17 protein-coding genes are annotated in these 22,211 nt (G+C 64.1%); 14 read left to right on the top strand and 3 right to left on the bottom strand.

Going from position 1 to position 22,211, the window contains the following annotated elements; genetic code table 11:
- Nucleotides 1-42: 42 nt before the first annotated feature.
- The 8 genes from QFZ94_RS07150 to QFZ94_RS07115 all read left to right on the top strand — a co-directional run bounded on the left by QFZ94_RS07150 (nt 43) and on the right by QFZ94_RS07115 (nt 10,608).
- On the top strand, nt 43-1,905 hold the full coding sequence (locus tag QFZ94_RS07150; protein WP_429456021.1) for a bifunctional 3-(3-hydroxy-phenyl)propionate/3-hydroxycinnamic acid hydroxylase: 1,863 nt from the start codon (nt 43-45) through the stop codon (nt 1,903-1,905).
- Between the two features lies 1 nt (nt 1,906).
- Nucleotides 1,907-2,857 (top strand): 3-carboxyethylcatechol 2,3-dioxygenase, encoded by a 951-nt coding sequence (locus QFZ94_RS07145; RefSeq protein WP_429456020.1) that lies wholly within the window; start codon nt 1,907-1,909, stop codon nt 2,855-2,857.
- 18 nt (nt 2,858-2,875) lie between these two features.
- Entirely contained in the window at nt 2,876-3,685 is an 810-nt protein-coding gene (locus QFZ94_RS07140) for a 2-keto-4-pentenoate hydratase (protein WP_429456019.1), read from the top strand.
- 13 nt (nt 3,686-3,698) lie between these two features.
- Entirely contained in the window at nt 3,699-4,649 is a 951-nt protein-coding gene (locus QFZ94_RS07135; protein ID WP_429456018.1) for an acetaldehyde dehydrogenase (acetylating), read from the top strand.
- A 13-nt stretch (nt 4,650-4,662) separates the two neighbouring features.
- Nucleotides 4,663-5,694, top strand: a complete 1,032-nt coding sequence (gene dmpG / locus QFZ94_RS07130; RefSeq protein WP_429456017.1) for a 4-hydroxy-2-oxovalerate aldolase — start codon at nt 4,663-4,665, stop codon at nt 5,692-5,694.
- A 101-nt stretch (nt 5,695-5,795) separates the two neighbouring features.
- Nucleotides 5,796-7,058 (top strand): 3-(3-hydroxy-phenyl)propionate transporter MhpT, encoded by a 1,263-nt coding sequence (mhpT, locus tag QFZ94_RS07125; protein WP_429457730.1) that lies wholly within the window; start codon nt 5,796-5,798, stop codon nt 7,056-7,058.
- An 81-nt stretch (nt 7,059-7,139) separates the two neighbouring features.
- Nucleotides 7,140-8,024 carry an alpha/beta fold hydrolase gene (locus QFZ94_RS07120; protein WP_429456016.1) on the top strand — a complete coding sequence of 295 codons (885 nt, stop codon included), beginning with the start codon at nt 7,140-7,142 and terminating at the stop codon, nt 8,022-8,024.
- A gap of 355 nt (nt 8,025-8,379) precedes the next feature.
- Nucleotides 8,380-10,608 (top strand): NADP-dependent isocitrate dehydrogenase, encoded by a 2,229-nt coding sequence (locus QFZ94_RS07115; RefSeq protein WP_429456015.1) that lies wholly within the window; start codon nt 8,380-8,382, stop codon nt 10,606-10,608.
- Between the two features lie 188 nt (nt 10,609-10,796).
- Here QFZ94_RS07115 and QFZ94_RS07110 read toward each other — a convergent pair whose 3' ends face one another.
- Complete coding sequence (locus QFZ94_RS07110; RefSeq protein ID WP_013092475.1) at nt 10,797-11,024, bottom strand: hypothetical protein; 228 nt, start codon at nt 11,022-11,024, stop codon at nt 10,797-10,799.
- A 361-nt stretch (nt 11,025-11,385) separates the two neighbouring features.
- Entirely contained in the window at nt 11,386-12,279 is an 894-nt protein-coding gene (locus QFZ94_RS07105; RefSeq protein ID WP_429456014.1) for a LysR family transcriptional regulator, read from the bottom strand.
- Nucleotides 12,280-12,377: 98 nt separating this feature from the next.
- On the opposite strand from QFZ94_RS07105, the gene QFZ94_RS07100 reads away from it, so the two are divergent.
- The 3 genes from QFZ94_RS07100 to QFZ94_RS07090 are packed head-to-tail and all read left to right on the top strand — an operon-like array spanning nt 12,378 to nt 15,373.
- Entirely contained in the window at nt 12,378-13,682 is a 1,305-nt protein-coding gene (locus QFZ94_RS07100) for a CitMHS family transporter (RefSeq protein WP_429456013.1), read from the top strand.
- A 25-nt stretch (nt 13,683-13,707) separates the two neighbouring features.
- Complete coding sequence (locus QFZ94_RS07095; RefSeq protein ID WP_429456012.1) at nt 13,708-15,066, top strand: acyclic terpene utilization AtuA family protein; 1,359 nt, start codon at nt 13,708-13,710, stop codon at nt 15,064-15,066.
- Between the two features lies 1 nt (nt 15,067).
- Complete coding sequence (locus QFZ94_RS07090) at nt 15,068-15,373, top strand: AtuA-related protein (protein ID WP_368585457.1); 306 nt, start codon at nt 15,068-15,070, stop codon at nt 15,371-15,373.
- 57 nt (nt 15,374-15,430) lie between these two features.
- Here the strand turns inward: QFZ94_RS07090 and QFZ94_RS07085 are convergent, their stop codons facing one another.
- Complete coding sequence (locus QFZ94_RS07085; RefSeq protein WP_429456011.1) at nt 15,431-16,141, bottom strand: FadR/GntR family transcriptional regulator; 711 nt, start codon at nt 16,139-16,141, stop codon at nt 15,431-15,433.
- A 417-nt stretch (nt 16,142-16,558) separates the two neighbouring features.
- Between QFZ94_RS07085 and QFZ94_RS07080 the strand changes: the two genes are divergently transcribed.
- From QFZ94_RS07080 to QFZ94_RS07070, 3 genes are all read left to right on the top strand, one after another.
- Nucleotides 16,559-17,890: an MFS transporter gene (locus QFZ94_RS07080; RefSeq protein WP_429456010.1), complete on the top strand. Its 1,332-nt coding sequence runs from the start codon at nt 16,559-16,561 to the stop codon at nt 17,888-17,890.
- A gap of 130 nt (nt 17,891-18,020) precedes the next feature.
- A complete protein-coding gene (gene gudD / locus QFZ94_RS07075; RefSeq protein ID WP_429456009.1) occupies nt 18,021-19,370 on the top strand; it encodes a glucarate dehydratase in 1,350 nt (449 codons plus the stop codon).
- A gap of 536 nt (nt 19,371-19,906) precedes the next feature.
- A complete protein-coding gene (locus QFZ94_RS07070; RefSeq protein ID WP_429456008.1) occupies nt 19,907-22,180 on the top strand; it encodes a beta-glucosidase in 2,274 nt (757 codons plus the stop codon).
- Nucleotides 22,181-22,211: the final 31 nt, after the last annotated feature.

Raw genomic sequence — 22,211 nt, 5'->3', positions numbered from 1 at the left:
AATAGCTCGACCTGGTCACTTCGGTCGACATACGGAGACAACATGCCCCAACCGCTCGACCCGGTGGCCGCGCAAGGCCACAGCGGAACCGTCACCACCGACGTCGCGATCATCGGCGCCGGCCCGGTCGGTTTGATGATCGCCAATTATCTCGGCCTGCAAGGCGTACGCGTCGTGCTGATCGAAAAGCTCGACAGGATCATCGACTATCCGCGCGCAATTGGCCTCGATGACGAAGCACTGCGCGTGTTCCAGTCCGTCGGCCTCGCCGATGCGTTGCTGCCGCACACCACTCCCGATCACTGGATGCGTTTCGTCACCAGCAACGGTCACTGCTTCGCATCGATCGAACCGCGCACCGACGAATTCGGCTGGTCGCGCCGCAATGCGTTCATCCAACCGCTGGCCGATCGCGTGCTGTACGACGGTCTGCAACGCTTCCCGCACGTCGAGGCGCTGTTCGGTCACACCGTCAACTCGTTCACGCAGGACGGCAGCGGCGTCACGATCGAAGCGCAACACGCGCAGAGCGGCCGCCGCACGATCCGCGCGTCGTACATGGTCGCCGCGGACGGCGGCAACAGCTTCGTGCGCCGCACGCTCGACGTGCCGTTCGAGGGCCGCACGAAGCCGAATCAGTGGATCGTCGTCGACGTACGCAACGACCCGATCGGCTCGCCGCACGTGTACATGCACTGCGATCCACGGCGCCCGTATGTGTCGGCCGCGCTGCCGCACGGCATTCGACGCTTCGAATTCATGGTGATGCCCGGTGAGACCGAGGAAGAGCTGTCGAAGCCGGAGAACATGGCCGCGCTGATCCGCAAGGTCGTCGCCGAGCCGGACAAGGTCGACTACATCCGCAAGCGCGTCTATACGCACAACGCACGCCTTGCGAGCAGCTTTCGCGTGAACCGCGTGCTGCTGGCCGGCGACGCCGCGCACATCATGCCGGTGTGGCAGGGCCAGGGCTACAACAGCGGCATTCGCGACGCGAGCAACCTCGGCTGGAAACTCGCGATGGTGGTCAAGGGAGTCGCCGGCGATGCGCTGCTCGATACCTATACCGCCGAGCGCCGTTCGCATGCGCGCTCGATGATCCACCTCTCCGAAGTGGCGGGCGACATCTTCGCGCCGACGAGCCGCTTCGGCATCAAGTTCCGCGACGCGTTCGTGCGTACGTTCAACTGGTTTCCGGCGGTCAAGCGCTACTTCGTCGAAATGCGTTTCAAGCCGATGCCGCGCTATGAAAGCGGCGTCGTGTTGCTCGCGCACACGCCGCGCAAGCGTGGCTGGCTCGCGCGCGTGCTCGAACGCTCGGGCCATTCCGCGCCGGGCCGCCTGCTCGGTCTGATGAGCGAGAAGCGCGAGTCGCGGCTCGGCCGTCTCGTGTATGGACGCGCCCCGCATTGTCATTCGCCGGTCGGCCGCATGTTCATTCAGCCGCGCGTGCGTACGGCGAGCGGCGAGATCGTGCGACTCGACGATGTGCTCGGCAACCGGTTCGCGATCGTCGGCTGGGGCGCGGAACCGACGTTTGGTTTGTCTGATGAAGCGCGCGCGATCTGGCAGCGGCTCGGCGGCTGCTTCGTGGTCGCGAAGCCGGACACGCAACTGTCTTTCCATGACGACGTGCCAGAAGACGTGATCGCGATCGGCGATGTGAACACGCGGCTGAAGGACTGGTTCACGCGAGTGCCGGAATCGGTCGTGCTGTTGCGTCCGGATCGTTTCGTCGCGGGCATGGGCTCGCCGCAGCAGGTGTCGCAACTGGTCGTCGAACTCGCGCAGAAGCTGCATCTCGCCGCGGCAACGCGTGCTGATGTGACGGATGCCTGCACCGAAGCAGCGTTCGCGCGCGATGCCGGTGCCACTCTCGCAACCGCTGCAACCGCCGGAGCCTGACATGCCGATGCTGCTCGAATGCCTGTCGCACACGCCGTTGCACGGCTATTACGATCCCGCGCCCGAAGTCGTCGCCGAAGTCGAGCGTGTGCATGCGGCGGCGCGTGCGCGCGTCGTCGAGTTCGATCCTCAACTGGTCGTCGTGTTCGCGCCCGATCATTACAACGGTTTCTTCTATGACGTGATGCCGCCGTTCTGCATCGGCGCATCGGCGAGCGCGGTCGGCGATTTCAAGAGCCTCGCTGGTCCGCTGAACGTGCCCGCCGATACCGCGCTCGAACTGGCCGAAGCGGTGCTCGCGAGCGATGTCGATGTCGCGGTCTCCTACCGCATGCAGGTCGATCACGGTTGCGCGCAAGCGCTGGAGATTCTGACCGGCGGACTCGATCGATATCCGGTCGTGCCGGTGTTCATCAATTCGGTGGCCGCGCCGATGGCTTCATGCCGCCGCGCGCGTCTGCTCGGCGATGCGTTGGGCCGCGCGCTCGCACGCTCGAACCAACGCGTGCTCGTGATCGGCTCGGGCGGCATTTCGCACGAACCGCCGGTGCCGGAGCTCGCGGGTGCGAGCGACGAAGTCGCCGAGCGTCTGATCGCGGGCCGCAATCCGTCGGCCGAGTCGCGCGCGGCGCGGCAGGCACGCACGATCGCGGCGGCGCGCGCGTTCACCGCGGGCGACAGCCATCTGCATCCGCTCAATCCCGAATGGGACCGCGCGTTCCTGAAGCTGCTCGAGGACGGCGAGCTGGCCGCGCTCGACGGCCTGACCAACAACGCAATCACGCGCGATGGCGGGAAGTCCGCGCATGAAATCCGCACGTGGATCGCCGCGTTCGGCGCACTGAACGCGAGCGGACCGTATCGCGCGTCGCTCGATTACTACCGTCCGATCCCCGAATGGATCGCGGGCTTCGGCGCAATGCACGCGCGACCCGTGACGGCCCACGTCTAACTCAATCAGGAACCCGCTATGAGCACTCAAAGCAATGTCGACGCGCTGGCCCTGCGCCTGCGCGAATCGGAACGTGCGCGCGTGACCATCGCGCCGTTGCGCGACGACGCGCGTTTCACCGAACTTTCGAACCCCGCCGACACCGAGCAACTCGCGTACGCGGTGCAGCAGGCCAACGTGGCTGCGCGCGTCGCGGCGGGAGAGCGCATCGTCGGCCGCAAGATCGGACTCACGTCGCCGGCGGTGCAGCGTCAACTCGGTGTCGATCAGCCGGATTTTGGCGCGCTGTTCGCATCGATGGCGTATGGCGACAGCCAGCCGATTCCATTCTGCGAACTGATTCAGCCGAAAGTCGAGGCGGAGATCGCGCTCGTGCTCGAGCACGATCTGCTGCACGAGCGCCACACGTATGCCGATCTGATGCGCGCAACCGCGTATGCGGTCGCGGCGATCGAAGTGGTGGACAGCCGCATCGAAGGCTGGAACATCCGCTTCGTCGATACGGTCGCGGACAACGCGTCGAGCGCGCGCTTCGTGCTCGGCAGCCGCCCGGTGTTGCTGCGCGATATCGATCTCGCGGCCTGCGCGATGACGCTGTCGAACGATGCCGAAGTCCTGTCGCGCGGCAATGGCGCCGCGTGTCTCGGCAATCCGCTGAATGCCGCTGCCTGGCTCGCGGATCGCATGGTCCGGCTCGGCACGCCGCTGCGTGCCGGCGACGTGCTGATGACGGGCGCTTTGGGCCCGATGGTCGCGGTCAAGCAGCCGGGCAGCTTCAGCGCGCAGATCGACGGTCTCGGCAGCGTCCGCGCGACGTTTACCGCTTGAATCAGGACTCAATATGGCTTCCGAAAAACTGAAAGTCGCGATCATCGGCTCCGGCAATATCGGCACGGATCTGATGATCAAGATCATGCGCAACGGCCGGCATCTGGAGATGGCGGCGATGGTCGGCATCGATCCGAACTCCGACGGTCTCGCGCGCGCCGCGCGGCTTGGCGTCGCGACCACGCATGAAGGTGTCGAAGGTCTGACGCGTCTGCCGGTGTTCGAAGACATCGATTTCGTGTTCGACGCGACTTCGGCCGGCGCGCACGTGAAGAACGATGCGTTCCTGCGTGCTCGCAAGCCTGGCATTCGCCTGATCGACCTGACGCCGGCCGCAATCGGGCCGTACTGCGTGCCGGTCGTCAATCTCGACGCGCATATCGACGCACCCAACGTGAACATGGTGACGTGCGGTGGTCAGGCGACCATTCCGATGGTCGCGGCCGTGTCGCGCGTCGCCAAGGTCCACTACGCGGAGATCGTCGCGTCGATCAGCAGCAAGTCGGCCGGTCCCGGCACGCGCGCGAATATCGACGAATTCACCGAGACGACCTCGAAGGCGATCGAAGTGGTCGGCGGCGCGGCGAAAGGCAAGGCGATCATCGTGCTCAATCCGGCCGAACCGCCGGTGATGATGCGCGACACCGTCTATACGCTGTCGGAGATGGCCGACCTCGACAAGCTCGAGCAGTCGATCGAGGAGATGGTCGCGAAGGTTCACGCGTACGTGCCCGGCTATCGCCTGAAGCAGAAGGTGCAGTTCGATGTAATCCCGGCGAACGCGCCGCTCAATATTCCGGGCCTCGGCATGTTCAGCGGTTTGAAGAGCTCGGTGTTTCTCGAAGTGGAAGGCGCCGCGCACTACCTCCCTGCCTATGCCGGCAATCTCGACATCATGACTTCGGCCGCGCTCGCGACCGCCGAGCGCATGGCGCAGGCGCTCGTGCAGGCATCAGAGGCTTAAGGAGACTTCCCGCATGGACAAAAAACTCTATATCTCCGACGTGACGCTGCGCGACGGCAGCCACGCGATTCGTCACCAGTACTCGATCCAGAACGTGCAGGACATCGCGCGCGCATTGGACAAGGCGAAAGTCGATTCGATTGAAGTGGCGCACGGCGACGGCCTGCAAGGGTCGAGCTTCAACTACGGCTTCGGCGCGCATAGCGACCTTGAATGGATCGAAGCGGTCGCCGACGTCGTCGAGCACGCACAGATCGCGACGCTGCTGCTGCCCGGCATCGGCACGATCCACGACCTGAAGGCTGCGTACCGCGCGGGCGCACGCGTGGTGCGCGTGGCGACCCACTGCACCGAAGCCGATATCTCGAAGCAGCACATCGAATACGCACGCGAACTCGGCATGGACACCGTCGGCTTCCTGATGATGAGCCACATGAGCACGCCGGAGAACCTGGCAGTCGAAGCGAAGAAGATGGAAAGCTACGGCGCGACCTGCATTTACGTGGTCGATTCGGGCGGCGCGCTGACGATGAACGACGTGCGCGACCGCTTCCGCGCGGTGAAGGCCGTGCTGAAACCCGAAACGCAAACGGGCATGCACGCGCACCACAACCTGTCGCTGGGCGTGGCGAACTCGATCGTCGCAGTGGAAGAAGGTTGCGACCGGATCGACGCCTCACTTGCGGGAATGGGCGCGGGCGCGGGCAATGCGCCACTCGAAGTGTTCATCGCGGCAGCGGAGCGCATGGGCTGGAATCACGGCACCGATCTCTACACGCTGATGGACGCCGCCGATGACATCGTGCGTCCGCTGCAGGACCGCCCGGTGCGCGTCGATCGCGAAACGCTCGCGCTCGGTTATGCGGGTGTGTATTCGAGCTTCCTGCGTCATTCGGAAGTGGCCGCGAACAAGTACGGCCTGAAGACCGTCGACATTCTGGTCGAACTGGGCAAGCGCCGCATGGTCGGCGGTCAGGAAGACATGATCGTCGACGTCGCACTGGATCTGAAGCGCGCACGCGCAACCGACGCAGTGGCTTCATGACCCAGACGCTGCTCGGCGGCGCCGCATGCCGCGCGCGCAGCGTTCATTTCATCCAGCAAGGTCGCCGCAAGAGCGATGCTGATTCAACATTGGAGACATTCATGCGGCAGTCAACACGAGCAACACCAACAACGCAGTCGACGAAACCTCTTGCCAGCGGCGCGCTGACGATCGGGCTCTGCCTGATCGTCGCGCTGCTCGAAGGCGTCGACCTGCAATCGACCGGCCTCGCCGCACCGCGCATGGCGCGCGAATTTCATCTCGCGGTCGCGCAGATGGGCTGGGCGTTCAGCATCGGCGCACTCGGGCTGCTGCCCGGAGCCGCGATCGGCGGACGTCTCGCCGACCGGCTCGGGCGCAAGCGCGTGCTGATGTGGTCGGTCGCGCTGTTCGGCCTCTTTTCGCTCGCGACCGCGCAGGTATGGGATCTGAACAGCCTGCTCGCCGCGCGCTTTCTGACTGGCCTCGGTCTCGGTGCGGCGATGCCGAATCTGATCGCGCTGTGCTCGGAAGCGGCGCCGCCGCATCAGCGCAACACCGCGGTCGGCGCGATGTATTGCGGCATGCCGTTCGGCGCGGCGCTCGCGGCGGTGGTCGGCATCATCAGCCCGGGCGATGCGGGCTGGCGGCATATCTTCTACGTCGGCGGGTTCGGGCCGTTGCTGGTGCTGCCGCTGCTTGCGCTGTTCATGCGCGAGTCGGCGCAGTTCGTCGCGGCGCGCGCAACCACGGGCGCGCGCCGCGATGCGGCCGCCAGCGTGACGCGCGCGCTGTGGCAGGAAGGGCGCGCGGGCACGACGATCGCGTTGTGGATCAGCTATCTCGGCACGCTGATCGTGCTGTATTTCCTGATCAACTGGCTGCCGTCGCTCGTATTGACGCGCGGTCTGACGCGCGTGCAGTCGGGTGTCGTGCAGATGATGTTCAACATCGGCGGCGGCATCGGCGCGATCGTGATCGCCGGCATGATGGACCGGATGGGCCGGCGCCGCACGGTCGCGGGCATGTATGTCGGCATCGTCGTTGCGCTCGGTGCGTTGCTGAGCGCGAACGGCGGCGCGTCGATGGCGTGGGGCGGTCTGCTCGCGGGCCTGTTCCTGGTCGGCGGCCAGTCGGTGCTGTATGCGCTGGCAAGCAGCCTGTACCCGACCGAAGTGCGTGGCACCGGCGTCGGCGCGGCCGTGGCGGTTGGCCGTCTCGGCTCGATCCTCGGACCGTTGATCGCGGGGCAACTGCTCGCGATCGGTCAGGGCGCGAGCGTGCTGCTCGGCGCGAGCATTCCGCTGATCGCAGTCGCCGCGATCGGTGCGTGGCTCGTCGTGAATCGCTCGACACTTCGATATACCGCGGCGGCCGCGCAGTAGTTTTGCGGCCTGAAATATGGAGCGGGCTTGCCGTCAGCGGCGGCCCGCAGTCACTCAACTCGTGAAACACAGGAATCCGACATGAGCAATACAAATACACAAGCAGTGGCGATCAGTGAAGAAGCGACCAGCAAATTCGTCCGGATCACTGAAGATGGCCGCGAGGTGCAACTGCACTACAACGACGTGGAGCAGGGCGCGGAAACGGTCGTGATGCTGCACGGCTCGGGACCGGGTGCGACCGGCTGGGCCAACTTCAATCGCAACGTCGAGCCGCTCGTCGCGGCGGGCTATCGCGTGATCCTGATGGACTGCCTCGGGTGGGGCAAGAGCGATCCGATCGTCTGCAAGGGTTCGCGCTCGGAACTCAACGCGCGCTGCCTGAAGGCGTTGCTCGATGCGCTCGATATCGAACGCGCGCATCTCATCGGCAACTCGATGGGCGGGCATAGCGCGGTCGCGTTCGCGCTCTTGGAACCGAAGCGCGTCGGCAAGCTCGTGCTGATGGGCGGCGGCACCGGCGGCCCGAGCCAGTTCGTGCCGATGCCGACCGAAGGCATCAAGCTGCTGCAAGGCCTGTACCGTAACCCGACCATCGAGAACCTGCAGCGCATGATGAGCGTCTTCGTGTTCGACACGAAGGCGTTGACCGAGGATCTGATGCAGGCGCGTCTCGCGAATATGCTGGCACGGCGCGACCATCTCGAGAACTTCGTCGCGAGCCTCGCCGCGAATCCGAAGCAGTTCAACGACTACGGGCCGCGCCTCGGCGAAGTGGCCGCGCCGACGCTGGTGATCTGGGGCCGCGACGATCGCTTCGTGCCGATGGACGTCGGCCTGCGACTCGTTGCCGGGATGCCGAACGCCGATCTGCATGTGTTCGGCCGCTGCGGGCATTGGGCGCAGTGGGAGCATGCGGACAAGTTCAACCGGATGGTGGTCGAGTTCCTCGGGCGCGAGGGGTAAGGCGGGTTGTTGTTGCGGGCGACTGGCGCGCCGTTGCGGCGGCGGGCTAATGCGATCCATTCGCATTTAGCCAAAAATAATACGTCGCAAGTCATCTATAAGATATCTGTCTTAAGACCGGGTTAATCGGCCGCAAACCCTTGCCAGTCGGGGCTCGACCCTTTTCGGCAGGGTCTTGCGGACCTGTTTGTTTACCCACATTTAGTGGAAAACGCGCATATACTCTCGGTCGTATCGCAAAACGAAGGTCGCGGGGTTGCGTCGTGCCGAACCGGCGCCGTCGCCATCGCGCCGCGATTTGCGCTGGCCTCGACTGCCAACGCTCTGTCTATCACTTCCTAGCAAAGCATTAATCATGTCCACACCGCCGAAGATCATCTACACCCTGACCGACGAAGCGCCCGCACTGGCGACGTACTCGCTGCTGCCGATCGTCAAGGCGTTCACGCGCTCGTCCGACGTGCTCGTCGAAACGCGTGACATCTCGCTCGCCGGCCGGATCATTGCCGCATTTCCCGACTACCTGAGCGCAGAACAGAAGGCTTCCGACGATCTGGCGGAGCTCGGTGGACTCACCACGCGCCCGGAAGCGAACATCATCAAGCTGCCGAACATCAGCGCGTCGGTGCCGCAACTGAAGGCCGCGATCGCCGAGTTGCGCGATCAGGGCTACAAGCTGCCGTCGTACCCGGACGTCGCGACGACCGACGCCGAGAAGGACGTCAAGGCCCGCTACGACAAGATCAAGGGCAGCGCGGTGAACCCGGTGCTGCGCGAAGGCAACTCGGACCGCCGCGCGCCGCTGTCGGTGAAGAACTACGCGCGCAAGCATCCGCACAAGATGGGCGCATGGAGCGCGGACTCGAAGTCGCACGTCTCGCACATGAGCGGCGGCGATTTCTACGGCAGCGAAAAGTCGACGCTGATCGCGCAAGCCGGTAGCGTGAAGATCGAGCTGGCCGCCGCGGACGGCACGACCACGGTCCTGAAGGCGAAAACGCCGGTGCTGGCAGGCGAAATCATCGACGCGTCGGTGCTGAGCAAGAAGGCGCTGCGCAGCTTCATCGAAGCGCAGATCGCCGACGCGAAGGCGAACGGCGTGCTGTTCTCGGTGCACCTGAAGGCCACGATGATGAAGGTCTCGGACCCGATCATCTTCGGCCACGTGGTGTCGGTGTTCTACAAGGACGTGCTCGCGAAGCACGCGGAAGCGCTGGCCAAGGTCGGCTTCAACCCGAACAACGGTATCGGCGACCTGTACGCGCGTCTGAAGGATCTGCCGGCTGAAACGGCCGCGGCGATCGAAGCCGACATCAAGGCGCAGTACGAACAGCGTCCGCCGCTCGCGATGGTCAACTCGGACAAGGGCATCACGAGCCTGCACGTGCCGAGCGACGTGATCGTCGACGCGTCGATGCCGGCGATGATCCGCGAGTCGGGCAAGATGTGGGGCGCCGACGGCGCGCTGCACGACGCGAAGGCGGTGATTCCGGACCGTTGCTACGCCGGCGTGTACCAGGCTGTGATCGAAGACTGCAAGAAGCACGGCGCGTTCGATCCGGTCACGATGGGCACGGTGCCGAACGTCGGCCTGATGGCGCAAGCCGCGGAAGAATACGGTTCACACGACAAGACGTTCCAGATCGCGGCGAACGGCGTGGTCCGCGTGACCGACGAAGCCGGCGCGGTGCTGCTGGAGCAGCCGGTCGAGGAAGGCGACATCTTCCGTATGTGCCAGACCAAGGACGCGCCGATCCGCGACTGGGTCAAGCTCGCGGTGAACCGCGCCCGCGCGACCAACACGCCGGCAGTGTTCTGGCTCGACCCGGTGCGCGCGCACGATGCGCAGATCATCAAGAAGGTCGAACAGTACCTGAAGGATCACGACACCAATGGTCTCGACATCCGCGTGATGACGCCGGTCGATGCGACGAAGTTCTCGGTCGAGCGCATCCGCGCGGGCAAGGACACGATCTCGGTCACCGGCAACGTGCTGCGCGACTACCTGACCGACCTGTTCCCGATCATGGAACTGGGCACCAGCGCGAAGATGCTGTCGATCGTTCCGCTGATGGCCGGTGGCGGCATGTTCGAAACCGGCGCGGGCGGTTCGGCGCCGAAGCACGTGCAGCAGCTGGTCGAAGAAGGCTTCCTGCGCTGGGATTCGCTCGGTGAATTCCTGGCGCTGGCGGCATCGCTCGAACATCTGAGCACCGCGTATCACAACCCGAAGGCGCAGGTTCTCGCGAAGACGCTCGATCAGGCGACCGGCAAGTTCCTCGACAACGACAAGTCGCCGGCGCGCAAGGTCGGCGGCATCGACAATCGCGGCAGCCACTTCTACCTCGCGATGTACTGGGCCGAAGCACTGGCCGCGCAAACCGACGACGCGGCGCTGCAGGCGCAGTTCGCGGGCGTCGCGAAGGCGATGGCCGACAACGAGGCGAAGATCGTCGCGGAACTCGGCGCGGCGCAGGGCAAGCCGGTGGATATCGGCGGCTACTACCGTCCGAACGTCGAGCTGACCAGCAAGGCGATGCGCCCGAGCGCGACGCTGAACGCGATCGTCGATTCGGTGGCTTGAAGCCGCGCGGGCTGCTGATGCGGTAAGCATCGCGGCCGCAACTGCGCTGCACCGGAAAGCCACGCGGTAAGTACGCAGCGCAACCGCGCACAAAGCCGCAAGCAGGACCGCAAATACGACAATGGCGCCTTCGGGCGCCATTGTCGTTTCTGCTTTCACTGCTACGTCGCCGTCGGTCATATCCGTCCTTATACGTGAACGATTTCCCAATCAGCGAGTTTCTCCGGAATTTCGAGCGTCGACGTGTCGAGCTCGGACAGATGCTCGCAGCTCAGGCCGCGCGCGAGGTCGTCGGCGGCCTGTTGCGGGCTCGAGAATTCTCCGAGCGTTTCGTTGCCGTAGGTGGCTTCCCAGCCGTCCTGACCCGGCAGAATGTAGAACGCTCCCTGCGTCGAACCAAAGCGAAAGCCTTTCATTTTTAGTCTCCCAGTTACCAATAAAAAAGCCGCGATTCGTGACGGCTTCTGCGCAATCTCTGGGATTTGGGTGGCCATGTCGTGAGGCCCCTCGAATCCGACTGCGTGAAGCGCATGCTCTTGTGAAAGAGTCTACGTCAGCGAGTCGGCTCGCAAGCGGGCGTCAAACCGTTCTTTATATTAAAAATATTCTCGCAAAAACAATGGCTTAGGCGTTTCATTTTGCGATGTGCAACGCTGCCGGACATCGTGAAATGCCCGCTTTGTGCCGCGCACCATGGTTTTTTACGACGCGCGGCATCGTTTCAGATCGTGAAAATTAGGGCTCTCGCGACGTATAAATCGACGCCATGCGCCCCTGTCACGCGTCGATCCGCTCGATCAACATCGCGACGAAGGTCTCGGTCACCGGCGGCAAGGTTCGGCCGCGCTTTCGGATCAGCGCGACGCGGCGCGTGAACGCGGCTTCGTCGATCGGCCGCGCGACCAACTCGGGCTCAGCGCGCACCTCGCGCGCCGACGCCGGCAGGATCGTGATGCCGAGCCCGGCGCGCGCCATCGCGACCGCGCTCATCATGTAGGTCGGCTCGCAGGCGATGCGCGGCTCACATTGCGCGTCGGCGAACGCGCTGTCGACCACCGCACGTACGCTCGTGCCCTGCGCGGTCAGCACGAGCGGCTCGTTGGCCAGATCGCCGAGCGTGACGGGCCGGCGCCGCCGCGCGAGTGCGTGCTGCTTCGGCAACACGGCGACGAGCCGGTCGATACCCTCGTGCAGCACCTCGAGCCCGCTGTCGTTCAGCTCGCCGCCGGTCAGCCCGATATCGACTTCCTCGTTGCGCACCAGCGTGTTGACCATGCTCGCGACGACGTCGCGCACCTCGAAGCCGACGCGCGGCACGGCTTTTCTCAGCGCCTGCACGAGCTCGGGCAGCACGCTCGCCGCGAAGGTCGGCAGGCAGGCGATGCGCACCGTACCGCTCGCGCCTTCGCCGAGCGCGCGTGCATCGAGTAGCACGTGCTCCATGTCGTGCAGCGATTTCTGCAGCACGGGCAGCAGCTCCCGGCCGGTCGGCGTCAGCGCGACATTGCGGCTGTTGCGATCGAACAGGCGCAGGCCGACCGTTTCCTCGAGCCGGCGAATCTGCACCGTCAACGCCGGTTGCGACAGATGCAGCCGCGCGGCCGCGCGCGTGAAGCTGCCCGTTTGGGCGACCGCGATAAACGCGCGGATGTCCCGCAGATTCAGATCCATGATGATTTGTGATTGCTGCAATCAATTCATTTCAATTGTTTTATTGCTGTGCAGAACTTACGCTCGATCACACTAAAAAACAACCTGGAGACAAGCTCATGCTGCCATTGCTGGGGCTGGCTACCATCGTCGTGCTGCTCGGCGCGATCCTGTCCAAACGCATGTCGCCGCTCGTCGCGTTGATCATCGTGCCGCTCGCGGCCTCGCTGCTCGGCGGCGTCGGCCTGCAGACCAGCAAGTTCGTGGTCGACGGTCTGAAAAGCCTCGCGCCGGTCGTCTGCATGTTCGTATTCGCGATCCTGTACTTCGGCACGATCACTGACGCCGGCACGCTCGACCCGATCATCGAGCGTATCCTGCGCGCGGTCGGCACGCGGCCCACGCGTATCGTGATGGGCACCACGCTGCTCGCGCTGCTGATCCACCTCGACGGCTCCGGCGCCGTCTGTTTCCTCGTCACGATTCCCGCGATGCTGCCGCTTTACGATCGCCTGAAGATGGACCGGCGCGTGCTCGCCGCGGCGGTATCGATGGCGGCCGGCATCAACTTCCTGCCGTGGACAGGGCCGATGATTCGCGCGTCGGCGTCGTTGCATCTGCCGATTTCGGCGCTATTCAATCCGCTGATTCCGGTGCAGGCGATCGGCCTCGTATTCGTGTTCTCGATGGCGTACTGGCTCGGGCGGCGCGAGGAAAAGCGCCTCGGCCTCACTGCCGCGAGCGGTTCCGTGCCGATGCCGCAACGCGAACTGACGCCAGAACAACAGGCGCTGCGCCGCCCGCAAAACTTCTGGTTCAACATCGTGTTGACGCTTGTCGTGCTGGGCACGATGGTCGTGATGGGCGAGAAGATTCCGCCGGCCGTCATGTTCATGGTGGGCCTGTGCATCGCGTTGATGGTCAACTATCCGAACGTCGACATGCAGCGCAAACGGATCGACGCGCATGCGCGCGCCGCGCTGATGATGGCCGGCATCTTGCTCGCGGCCGGCGTGTTCACCGGCGTGATGCAGGGCAGCGGGATGCTGAAGGCGATGGCGCAGGCGGCGGTCGGCTTCGTGCCGCCGGCGATGGCGAGCCATATTCCGATCGTGCTCGGCCTGCTGTCGATGCCGCTCAGCATGCTGTTCGATCCCGATTCATTTTATTTCGGCGTACTGCCGGTGATCGCGGAAGTGGCGGGCCAGCTCGGCGTGCCAGCAGTGCACGTCGGACAGGCCGCGTTGCTCGGACAAATGACCACCGGTTTTCCGGTCAGCCCGCTCACGCCCGCGACGTTCCTCGTGGTCGGCCTATGCGGCATCGAGCTGGCCGATCATCAAAGATTCACGTTTCCCCTGCTGTTCGGCGCGTCGGTCGTGATGACGATCGCGTGCGTCGCGCTCGGGATCTTTCCACTGTGAGTTTCATTGAACGGACGGCAGCACCATGACAGCCATTGAATCTGAACGCGTCGTGCGCATCGGCGCGGGCGCGGGCTACTCGGGCGACCGCATCGAACCCGCGCTCGAACTCGCGGAACACGGCCAGCTCGACTATGTGGTCTTCGAATGCCTCGCCGAACGCACGATCGCGATCGCGCAGCAGGCGCGCAGCAAGGACGCGGAGCTCGGCTACGACCCGCTGCTCGAAGCGCGCATGCGCGCGGTGCTGCCCGTCGCGGCGCGCAACGGCGTGCGTATCGTGTCGAACATGGGCGCGGCCAATCCTCGCGCGGCGGCGCGCAGGACCGCACAGATCGCGCGCGAGCTCGGTCTCGGCGGGCTGAGGATTGCCGCCGTCACCGGCGACGACGTGCTCGACGTCGTGCGTGCGGGCGAGTTCCATTTCGTCGAATCGGGCGACGCGGTGGCCGCGTACGAGGACCGGCTGATATCGGCGAATGCATATCTCGGCGCGAGCGGCATCGTCGACGCGCTCGCGGCCGGCGCGCAGATCGTACTGACCGGGCGCGTCGCCGATCCGTCGCTGTTCGTCGCGCCGCTGGTCCACGAATTCGGCTGGCGCATGGACGACTGGCCGATGCTCGGCCAGGCGACGGTAATCGGCCATCTGCTCGAATGCGCAGGGCAGATCACCGGCGGCTATTTCGCAGACCCCGGCTTCAAGGACGTGCCGAATCTCGCGCGGCTCGGCTTTCCGATCGCCGAAGTTGCGCGGGACGGTTCGGTGGCGATCACGAAGCTCGCGCGAAGTGGCGGGCTCGTGACCGAAGCGACGTGCAAGGAGCAGTTGCTGTACGAGATTCACGATCCTCGTCGCTATCTGCAACCCGACGTGGTCGCCGATTTCTCGCAGGTGCGCGTCGAACAGGAAGCCCCGGACCGTGTGCGCGTCACTGGCGGTGGCGGCACGGAGCGCACCGCGACGCTGAAAGTGTCGGTTGCGTATTTCGACGGCTATATCGGCGAAGGGCAGATTTCGTACGGCGGACCGGGCGCGCTGGCGCGGGCGCGGCTCGCTCTCGATATCGTGCGAGAACGGCTCGCGCTGACCGGTGTAGAGGCGCGCGAACTGCGCTTCGATCTCATCGGCGTGAACGCACTGCATGGCGAGACGGTCGCGGCTGGCCATGGCGAGCCGTACGAAGTGCGCGCGCGGGTGGCGGGGCGCACGGCGTCGCTCGCGGAAGCGGTGCGCATCGGCAACGAGGTCGAGACGCTGTACGCGAACGGACCGGCGGGCGGGGGCGGAGTGACGAAGGCGGCGCGCGAGGTGGTCGCCGTGCAATCGGTGCTGCTGCCGCGCGAGCATGCGACGCCGGCTTTCTCGCTAGTGGAGGCTTGAGATGAAACTCCGTGAACTGGCTCATTCGCGCACCGGCGACAAGGGCAATACGCTCAACATCTCGGTGATCTGCTACGACGCGCGGCACTACGAGCGGTTACGCGATGTGTTGACGCCCCAGCGCGTCAGCGCGCATCTGCGGGATGTGGTGCGCGGTGACGTGGTGCGGCACGAGTTGCCGGGCCTTGCCGCGTTCAACTTCGTGCTCGGCGATGCGCTCGGCGGCGGCGTTACGCGTTCGCTCGCGCTCGATGCGCATGGCAAATCGCTGAGTTCGGCGTTGATGGATCTGGACGTGGGGGAGTGAGCGGGTGCTGCTGGCGGTGTGTCGTATTGCGGGGCGGTCGATCGGCCCCGCATGCGGTCACACGCCAGCCTTCGTCAAGTCATGCGCGCGGCGCAGACGTTCGCGGCTGTTGCTCAGATGCATGCGCATCGCGGCGCGCGCGTCGTCGGCGTCCTGACGCTCGATCGCGCGATAGATCATCAAGTGCTCGCCGAGCACGCTGCGCAGTATCTCGATATGGTCGAGCTCGGCGATCTCGGCCGAACCGAGCCGCGTGCGCGGGCTGACCGAGCGGCCGAGTTGGCTCAGCACGTCGAAGAAGTAGCGGTTGCCGCTCGCGCGTGCGATCTGCAGATGGAACTCGATGTCGTGCGCGAGCGTGTCGGTGCTGCCGCGCTCGAGTTCCGACTCGAAGCGGTCGAGCGCGATGCGAATCTGCTTCAGGTTCTGCTCGGTGCGCCGCGATGCCGCGAGCGCGGCCGCGGCCGCTTCGACGTCGATCCGGAACTCGATGATCGCCATTACGTCGAGCATGCTGGTGAGATCGGCGGCGGGAAGCTGCATCGGCTTTTCCGCGGCGGGCGCGAGCACGAACGTGCCGATGCCGTGGCGTGTCTCGACGATCCTCGCTGCCTGAAGACGCGAAATCGCCTCGCGCACCACGGAGCGGCTCACGGACAACTGCTTCATCATCGCGACTTCGGTGGGGATGCGATCGCCTGGCCTCAGCGCCCCGCGGCGAATTTCATCGGAAAGGGTGGCCACCACCTTTTCAGTTAGGCTGCTCATTTTTGTGGCTGGTTGACTGATCCAACAGAGTATTGCACAGGACTGTACTCGATTCTGCCGGGTTCGGCGGCCTCGGTGCGGGCTATTTTTTCCGCGCCGGACGCGGGGTGGAGCGAGGATGAGGCGGGCGGTTGCGCAAGCGCATGAGCTGCTGGTAGGGAGCCGCCATTTAAAGACATCGGACGTCTTAGTCCGAGCTAGATTTCAGAAGTGGTTGTAGCCTTTAAAGCCCTGAATCGGCCGATATCCCAAGGGAATCAATCAACGCGCGCAGGGTAAACACCCAACTGGATCTGGGAAAAATAACGCGGTAGACTGTCGTCAGACAACGTATCAGGCGCATCGGCGGGTCTCGTATCGAACCGTTGCGTCGCGCTGCGTTCCACCAGGCCACATGGCCCACAGGGGAGACAAAACTTGACATCAGTTCTCACTACCGCGCTCGACCCGCTGCAATCAGCGGTCGCGAAGGTGAAGCGCAACGTGTTGCCGCTTTTCCTGATCATGTTCATCGCGAACTACATCGACCGCGTGAACATCGGCTTCGTCAACGCGCACATGAAGACCGATCTCGGCATCGGCGCGGCGGCCTACGGGCTCGGCAGCGGGCTGTTCTTCATCGGCTACGCGCTGTTCGAAGTGCCGTCGAACGTGCTGATGCAGAAGTTCGGCGCGCGCGCGTGGCTCACGCGCATCATGGGCACGTGGGGGCTGGTGGCGGGCGCGATGGCGTTCGTCTGGAACGACACGTCGTTTTACGTGCTGCGGTTCCTGCTCGGCGTCGCCGAGGCGGGCTTCTTTCCCGGCGTCGTCTTTTACTTCACGCAGTGGCTGCCGCAAAAAGAGCGCGGCAAGGCGATGGCGATCTTTCTGTCGGGTTCGGCGCTCGCGTCGGTGCTGTCCGGTCCGATCACCGGTTCGCTGCTGTCGATTCGCGGCCTCGGCCTGCAGGGCTGGCAGTGGATGTTCCTGATCGAAGGCGGGTTCTCGATCGTGCTGTGCGTCGTCAGCTGGTTGCTGCTGAAGTCGCACATCCGCGACGCACACTGGCTCACCGCCGAACAGCAGCGCGTGCTCGAACGATCGATCGCGGCCGAACAGGCTGAACGCGAAGCGCAGGGCGGCGCGCATCTGCCGACGGTGAAGCTGCTGAAGGACCCGCAGATCGCGCTGTTCTGCTTCCTGTACTTCGCGATCCAACTGACGATCTACGCGGCCACTTTCTGGCTGCCGACGATCATCCGCAAGATGGGCGGCCTGTCCGACTTCGAGGTCGGCATGTTCAACGCGATTCCGTGGCTGATCGCGATGGTCGCGATGTATGGCTTCGCTGTGGTGTCGGCGAAATGGCGTCATCAACAGGGCTGGCTCGCGGTCGCGCTCGTCATCGCCGCGGTTGGCCTGTTTGCGTCGACGTCGGGCAACCCGGTGTTCTCGTTCGTCGCGATCTGTTTCTCGGCGATCGGCTTCAAGGCCGCGTCTTCGCTGTTCTGGCCGATTCCGCAGGGCTACCTCGACGCGCGCGTCGCCGCCGGCGTGCTTGCGCTGATCAACTCGCTCGGCAACCTCGGCGGCTTCTTCGCGCCGGCCACGTTCGGCTATCTGCAGCAGCACACGGGCTCGATCACGGGCGGCTTGTACGGCCTCGGCGTCGCGTCGCTGCTCGCGGCAGCGGCCGGCTTCCTGACGCGCAACAAGCCCGGCAATCGCGAGCCTTCGCCCGAGTCGTTGCGCGGCAACGCGCATTGACTACACTGACGGCTCGTATGCGGCCGTCAGTTCTTCTGTATTCGCGTTTTCATCCGGTCCGGTCGAACGCCCACGCAGCGCGCGGCGGCTTCCGCCGGCCGGCTTACTTCATCACACAGGTGCTTTCCCCATGTCCACCAAACCTACCGAATCGAACGCCACGCCGGTCGTCACCGAACTGCGCGTCGTGCCCGTCGCTGGCCGCGACAGCATGCTGATGAATCTGAGCGGCGCGCATGGTCCGTTCTTCACGCGCAACGTCGTGATCCTGCGCGACAGTGCGGGCCATACTGGTGTCGGCGAAGTGCCGGGCGGCGAGAACATCCGCAAGACGATCGACGACGCGCGGCCGTTCGTGGTCGGTCAGTCGATCGGAAATCTGCAGGCGATCCTGAACAAGGTGCGCACGCAATTCGCCGATCGCGACGCGGGCGGCCGCGGCCTGCAGACCTTCGACCTGCGCACGACGATTCACGCGGTCACCGCGCTCGAAGCGGCGCTGCTCGACCTGCTCGGTCAGCATCTCGGCGTGCCCGTCGCGGCACTGCTCGGCGAAGGCCAGCAGCGCGACGAGGTGGAAATGCTCGGCTATCTGTTCTATATCGGCGATCGCAACAAGACCGATTTGCCGTACGCGAACAACTCGGGTGCGCGCGATGACTGGGAGCGTGTGCGCACCGAAGAAGCGATGACGCCGGAAACGGTCGTGCGTCTCGCCGAGGCCGCGAAGGCGCGCTACGGTTTCAACGACTTCAAGCTGAAGGGCGGCGTGCTGCAAGGCGACGCGGAAATCGAAGCGGTGACGGCGCTGGCCGAGCGCTTCCCCGAAGCGCGCGTGACGCTCGACCCGAACGGCGCGTGGTCGCTCGCCGAAGCGGTGCGCCTGTGCCGTGACAAGCACGACGTGCTCGCTTATGCGGAAGATCCGTGCGGCGCGGAGAACGGCTATTCGGGCCGCGAAGTGATGGCCGAGTTCCGCCGCGCGACCGGCCTGCCGACAGCGACCAACATGATCGCGACCGACTGGCGCCAGATGGGTCACGCGATCCAGCTGCAATCGGTCGACATTCCGCTCGCCGATCCGCATTTCTGGACCATGCAGGGCTCGGTGCGCGTCGCGCAGATGTGCAACGACTGGGGCCTCACGTGGGGTTCGCATTCGAACAACCACTTCGACATTTCGCTCGCGATGTTCACGCACGTCGCGGCCGCGGCGCCGGGCAAGATCACCGCGATCGATACGCACTGGATCTGGCAGGACGGTCAGTTCCTGACGCGCGATGCGCTGCAGATCGTCGGCGGCAAGGTCAAGGTGCCGCAGAAGCCGGGTCTCGGCATCGAGCTCGATATGGACGAACTCGAAAAGGCGCACGCGCTGTATCAGCAGCACGGCCTCGGCGCGCGCGACGACGGCGTTGCCATGCAATATCTGATTCCGAACTGGAAGTTCGATAACAAGCGTCCGTGTCTCGTGCGTTAACGACGATTTAACTCAATCGAAAGCCTGGCGGCCTGCACCAACGGTGCGGTCCGCCAGGCTTTTTTGTTTTCCGGCCGTGGCCTTTCTCGTTCGCTTCTCTTCACTCATCAGACGTCCGTGCATGCAGTATAAGTGTTTGTTTTCATTGGCGTAACGTAAACCCTAGTCGTCTGATGACGATTAAATCATTACGATGGCTTCACTGGAGAGCGAATCATGTCCACGTTGAGGTGAGCGTCGGGGACGAGAAGTTTCCAGCCAGGCTTGCACGTCTTTTAGACTCGGGCCCGGAGCAGCAGCAAGCGGAAAACTGGCAATAAATCGAATCGCAGTCCTTCACATTAAAACGACCGATGCGCGTCTCGCGTTTGTGCATATAACAATTGAGGAAAGACATGTCTGTGAAATTCACTCAGAGGAGAACAGCCGCTGCCGCAAGTTTCGTATTCATTCTGGCGGCGTGCGGTGGCAGTGACAGTCCGAACACAACGGCGGCTTCAACGGCAGCCCCGACGCAGACATCCACCATGCCATGGATGAATACGTCACTGTCTCCCGAAGCACGCGCGGCATTGCTTGTCCCAGCCATGGCGCTTGCCGATAAGGAAGAGCAATTGGCCGGTTCGAATCCCGGCATCCTGCCTGAATTGCCGCAGTGCTACGGTGCGCGGCACATTCTCGGCCTGACGAAGTACGCTATTCCGACCTTGCGCATCACCAATGGGCCGGTGGGTATCGGCCAGAACGACTGCGTTTCTCCGTCCGTATCGGGCTTTGCCGCCTATACGGATTCCAGCTCCGCCAAGGCGACCGCTCTGCCTTCAGCCATCGCGATGGCGGCTTCGTTCGATCCTTCCGTCGCGACCCAGTTTGGCAACGTGGTCGGCGTCGAAGGAAGAAACCTGGCTCTGCACGTGTTCGAAGCACCCGGTATGAACTTGGCAAGATTGCCGGTGGGCGGACGCAACTTCGAGTACATGGGCGAGGACCCCTATCTCACCGGCACGATGGGTGTCGCCGAAATCCAGGCCGTGCAAGCCCACGGCATGATCGCAATGGCGAAGCACCTCGTGGCGAATGAGCAGGAAACGAATCGCATGACGATTCAGGAAAGCATCGACGACCAGACGTTGCACGAACTCTATATGCTGCCGTTCGAAATGGCGGTGAAGGCAGGCAACGTCGGCGCCGTCATGTGTTCGTACAACTCGGTGAACGGTTTTTCGATGTGCGAGCAGAAGCACATCCTGTCCGATGTGCTTCGCGGGCAATGGGGCTTCAAGGGCTACGTGCAGTCGGACTTCTTTGCGGCGCACAGTACCGCGCCGACGCTTCTGGCAGGCATGGACAACGAAATGCCGCTGCCACAGAACTGGTCGCCGGCAAACCTGAATGCAGCTTTGGCTTCGGAACAGATTCAGACCTCGGATATCGACAATGCGCTGCTGCGCCGATACACGCAGATGTTCCGCGCGGGCATCTTCGATCGGCCTATTGCTCAGACCGCGATCAACGCGACGGCTGACGGTGCGGTCGCGAAGCAGATCGGTGAACAGTCGGCCGTGCTGCTGCAAAACAACGGGACTTTGCCGCTGAAGAAGACGGTCCGAAACGTCCTCGTGGTCGGCAAGACGACACAGGTCTATGCGCAGCAAGCGGTTGCCGGCGGCAGCTCGGTCGGCCACCCGATGGGTTCGGGCGGCGGCAGCTCCGACGTCGTCGCCTTGTACACCGTGACGCCGGTGCAGGGCCTCAAGGACACGCATGCGAACCTCGGCAATACCGGTGCTCAGGTTCATCTGGCGCTCGTCGACGACAACAATTCGACCGGCACGATCGACGGCGCGGCCGCCACCATCTCCGACGTCACGTCAGCGGCGACCGGCGCCGACGCGGTGATCTTCATGGCCGGCTCCATGTCGGAGGAAGGTGCTGACCAGGCGACCTTTACCGACTCGACGGGCCTGACGCTCGACACCGGCAAGTACCTGAATACGCTCGACTGGTATTCGCCAAAGTCGAGCTCGATCACTACCTCGAGTACCGCAAAGAACAGCAACACGCTCGCGTTGCTGCAGACCATCGTCGCGGCAAACAGCAACACCGTGCTCGTTCTGAAGGACAGCGCCGCCGAAGCGCTCGATTCGTCGATCCTCACCGGCGGGACATCCGCCGCGAGCGCGATTCTCGAAACGTGGTTCCCCGGTCAGGAAGACGGGCATATCGTGGCGGATCTGCTGTGGGGTGTCGCGAATCCGTCCGGCAAGCTACCTGTGACGTTCCCGCAGGTCGGCCAGCGCTTCATGGATTCGATTACGGCTTACCAATACCCGGGTGTGTCGATCAACGGAAGCGCGACGGTCATCTACTCCGAAGCGCTCAATGTCGGCTACCGCTGGTACGACGCGATGGGCAAGACTCCGGCATTCCCGTTCGGTTATGGACTTTCGTACACGACCTTCACGATTACCAATCCGACCGTCAGTACCGGAGCAAACGGCACTTACACGGTTAGCGCGGTCGTGAAGAATACGGGTTCCGTCGCGGGCGCCGAAGTTCCGCAGGTGTACGTTGCGCTGCCGACGTCGGCGGGAGAGCCGCCCAGGCGTCTGGTGGGATTCCAGAAGGTCAGTCTGAATGCGGGCGCAACGCAGACGGTGTCGATCACGATCGATCCCGCCGCGCCGAATCATCCGCTCAGCACCTGGAGTAAGGATGCGCAGCAGTGGACGACGCCGACTGGTTCCTACTCGGTGTATATCGGGAACTCGTCGCGCAGCCTGACTCTCGCCGGAACTATTACCAAATAAAGTCGAATAAAGCGCCAGAGTCTGATCAGAT

Source organism: Paraburkholderia sp. JPY465, assembly GCF_050436725.1.
Lineage (GTDB): Bacteria > Pseudomonadota > Gammaproteobacteria > Burkholderiales > Burkholderiaceae > Paraburkholderia > Paraburkholderia youngii.
This window is presented reverse-complemented; position numbering and strand designations above follow the sequence as displayed.

Coding starts and splice junctions, on each gene's coding strand:
- QFZ94_RS07150 (WP_429456021.1), top strand. CDS start 43: ATGCCCCAACCGCTCGACCCGGTGGCCGCGCAAGGCCACAGCGGAACC.
- QFZ94_RS07145 (WP_429456020.1), top strand. CDS start 1,907: ATGCCGATGCTGCTCGAATGCCTGTCGCACACGCCGTTGCACGGCTAT.
- QFZ94_RS07140 (WP_429456019.1), top strand. CDS start 2,876: ATGAGCACTCAAAGCAATGTCGACGCGCTGGCCCTGCGCCTGCGCGAA.
- QFZ94_RS07135 (WP_429456018.1), top strand. CDS start 3,699: ATGGCTTCCGAAAAACTGAAAGTCGCGATCATCGGCTCCGGCAATATC.
- dmpG (WP_429456017.1), top strand. CDS start 4,663: ATGGACAAAAAACTCTATATCTCCGACGTGACGCTGCGCGACGGCAGC.
- mhpT (WP_429457730.1), top strand. CDS start 5,796: ATGCGGCAGTCAACACGAGCAACACCAACAACGCAGTCGACGAAACCT.
- QFZ94_RS07120 (WP_429456016.1), top strand. CDS start 7,140: ATGAGCAATACAAATACACAAGCAGTGGCGATCAGTGAAGAAGCGACC.
- QFZ94_RS07115 (WP_429456015.1), top strand. CDS start 8,380: ATGTCCACACCGCCGAAGATCATCTACACCCTGACCGACGAAGCGCCC.
- QFZ94_RS07110 (WP_013092475.1), bottom strand. CDS start 11,024: ATGAAAGGCTTTCGCTTTGGTTCGACGCAGGGAGCGTTCTACATTCTG.
- QFZ94_RS07105 (WP_429456014.1), bottom strand. CDS start 12,279: ATGGATCTGAATCTGCGGGACATCCGCGCGTTTATCGCGGTCGCCCAA.
- QFZ94_RS07100 (WP_429456013.1), top strand. CDS start 12,378: ATGCTGCCATTGCTGGGGCTGGCTACCATCGTCGTGCTGCTCGGCGCG.
- QFZ94_RS07095 (WP_429456012.1), top strand. CDS start 13,708: ATGACAGCCATTGAATCTGAACGCGTCGTGCGCATCGGCGCGGGCGCG.
- QFZ94_RS07090 (WP_368585457.1), top strand. CDS start 15,068: ATGAAACTCCGTGAACTGGCTCATTCGCGCACCGGCGACAAGGGCAAT.
- QFZ94_RS07085 (WP_429456011.1), bottom strand. CDS start 16,141: ATGAGCAGCCTAACTGAAAAGGTGGTGGCCACCCTTTCCGATGAAATT.
- gudD (WP_429456009.1), top strand. CDS start 18,021: ATGTCCACCAAACCTACCGAATCGAACGCCACGCCGGTCGTCACCGAA.
- QFZ94_RS07070 (WP_429456008.1), top strand. CDS start 19,907: ATGAATACGTCACTGTCTCCCGAAGCACGCGCGGCATTGCTTGTCCCA.